General features: G+C 43.9%; 5 protein-coding genes. All 5 read right to left on the minus strand.

All coding sequences use genetic code 11. From position 1 onward, the window contains the following. Positions 1 to 509 (minus strand): tyrosine-type recombinase/integrase (locus tag L8106_RS28995; protein ID WP_009788154.1); only part of this gene is annotated, 509 nt, incomplete at its 3' end. 185 nt (positions 510 to 694) lie between these two features. Continuing rightward, a complete protein-coding gene (locus L8106_RS32705) occupies positions 695 to 862 on the minus strand; it encodes a hypothetical protein (protein ID WP_009788155.1) in 168 nt (55 codons plus the stop codon). Continuing rightward, positions 855 to 1370 (minus strand): hypothetical protein, encoded by a 516-nt coding sequence (locus tag L8106_RS29000; protein ID WP_009788156.1) that lies wholly within the window; start codon positions 1368 to 1370, stop codon positions 855 to 857. Before L8106_RS29000 ends, L8106_RS32705 begins: the two co-directional genes overlap by 8 nt. A 2-nt stretch (positions 1371 to 1372) precedes the next feature. After that, positions 1373 to 1570 carry a hypothetical protein gene (locus L8106_RS29005; protein WP_009788157.1) on the minus strand — a complete coding sequence of 66 codons (198 nt, stop codon included), beginning with the start codon at positions 1568 to 1570 and terminating at the stop codon, positions 1373 to 1375. Between the two features lie 26 nt (positions 1571 to 1596). Further along, complete coding sequence (locus L8106_RS29010; RefSeq protein WP_156803852.1) at positions 1597 to 1809, minus strand: hypothetical protein; 213 nt, start codon at positions 1807 to 1809, stop codon at positions 1597 to 1599. Between the last annotated feature and the right edge of the window lie 176 nt (positions 1810 to 1985).

Below are 1985 nucleotides of genomic sequence, written 5' to 3' on the forward strand. Positions count from 1 at the left end.
TGTCCTAAGTAGTCTTGAATCGCTCTGGTATCATGTCCAAGTGAAGCAAGATAATAGCCACAAGCATGACGCAGTTGATGAGGATAAACAGATTCTTTAAGTCCGGCTAATTCTCCGGCTCTGGCGATAATGTGACGGATAGTTCGGGTGGAGAGGGGGGCTTTGCGCTCGGAGACGAACACATACTGAGTTTCAGGATAATCTCGTTTAATCTGACGTAATGACCTCAATTCAGGAGCGCGTAGGGGATGAGTGCTATCATGCCCGTGTTTTACTCTTATAATCTCTATATAGCCGTCGTTCAAATCAATTTGTGACCATTTCAGAGAAACTAACTCTGCGGTGCGAAGTCCATGCCGAAACATTAGTAAAATAATGGCTGCATCTCGAACTCCGTGTCTTCCAAATGAATGCGCTGCTTTGTGAATTGCTTCCACTTCCTTGGGACGCAAATATTCCCGCTCTCGCTTTGACGCTACTTTTACAGGGGGATGAGGGTGAGAAACCATCTTTGCCGAAAAGGGAAGTTGGGGTGGTTGGGTAAGAATAGCTGAAAGCTTTATGATCTGTTTCTCCCTTCATTATACATTGCCTAAATTGAACCCAACTAGGCAATGTTTGAAAGACATAAATACATGGCTACTTTACACAACTTTACATCGTGATAAATTTTGCGCGTATCTTGTCTTTACCCCTAATAGACCAGCAATCCACCAATGATTGACGTTTTAACAAACAACAAGGCCACTAGCGCCCATTGCCACCAAAGTAGATTAGGCTGAATCAATCTTGCTACCAACAAGGCAATATTAAATGATGCCAAACTGAGAGCGATTAAGTCAGCATAACGGGTACTAAGCATAAAGCGTTTCCTTTAGCTGATTGACCTTTTCTCGCCGCAGTTGGAACCGTTCATCAATGCGTCCGATTAATGCTTCACCTTTGACTTGAGAGAGAGATAGGCGTTGGTTCTGTTCATGCAGCCCGGGCTTGAGTTTACCGTTGAGATATTCTCCGGTTTTAATCTCTCCATCCCGTGCGTCTAGAATCTTCCCCAATCGTTGACGCTTGTGAGATTCTTCTGACTTAAAAATGCGCTTGGTAGACTCCACTGAGTCTGTGTCAGCCGCAAATTTTCCCCGTTGTAAGGTGACTTGTTCTTTGAGTTCTTTAGCTTGCAGTTTGGCGGCTTCTACTTCCTCTGGGGTGAGTCGTTCAATCCCTGAGAAGTCGCCTTTATAGTGAGCCGCCCAATTGTACTGATTATTGGAAATTGAGGGTGCTGTATTGGCTGATTGCAAGATGCTTTCAGCTTCACTCATGGATTGTGAACCGAGGGATGTTTCTTTTTTCTTTCCTAGTCCGAACATGGTTAGTCAATCTCCTTAACAATGGCTGAAACTTTTGCAAAACTAACTGCTAGATTCTCATCCCAAACTTCCGTCTTAGAGTAGATTTGAGCCACTTTGTTGATGTGTTGAGATGCTAGCTGATTAATTGGGATTGATGCCGCTTTTGCCCATAGCCGCATTGTAAGCATAAAGGCATTGCCGAGTAAAAAGTTAATCATTTTTATCTACGTTTTCAGCAATAGCTTTAATCAAGCTCGGGAAAATCGGGGATAATCTCGTACTGGGGTTCCACGTAAATTTGGGGGTTTTTGTTGTCCAGTGCATTGTTAATCATTACAGCACCCTGCCGATCTAGATTAATTTCACTAGCCAACCTTGCTGCATCCTCTAGTGAATCAGCCTTGTGCGTGCGTTGTGGGCTGTCAAATTTTTCGTGGTGACGTACTGTATAAGCCATGCTTTTCTCCTTGTCAAATTGCTTTTTGCCCGTCAATTAAGCGCTTTTATTTCCTCCAAATGAACGCTTGAGAATTTCTTCTGAGGTTGTGGAGAAACTTTCAGCCAGGGGAGTAAACATCCGGTGTGCAAGTTCGGCCCCAAACTGTTTATTCTGCACTCCAACCTCATCAGCCA

The organism is Lyngbya sp. PCC 8106, from assembly GCF_000169095.1.
Classification (GTDB): Bacteria; Cyanobacteriota; Cyanobacteriia; order Cyanobacteriales; family Microcoleaceae; genus Capilliphycus.

Coding starts and splice junctions, on each gene's coding strand:
- L8106_RS29010 (WP_156803852.1), bottom strand. CDS start 1,809: ATGGCTTATACAGTACGTCACCACGAAAAATTTGACAGCCCACAACGC.
- L8106_RS29000 (WP_009788156.1), bottom strand. CDS start 1,370: ATGTTCGGACTAGGAAAGAAAAAAGAAACATCCCTCGGTTCACAATCC.
- L8106_RS29005 (WP_009788157.1), bottom strand. CDS start 1,570: ATGATTAACTTTTTACTCGGCAATGCCTTTATGCTTACAATGCGGCTA.
- L8106_RS32705 (WP_009788155.1), bottom strand. CDS start 862: ATGCTTAGTACCCGTTATGCTGACTTAATCGCTCTCAGTTTGGCATCA.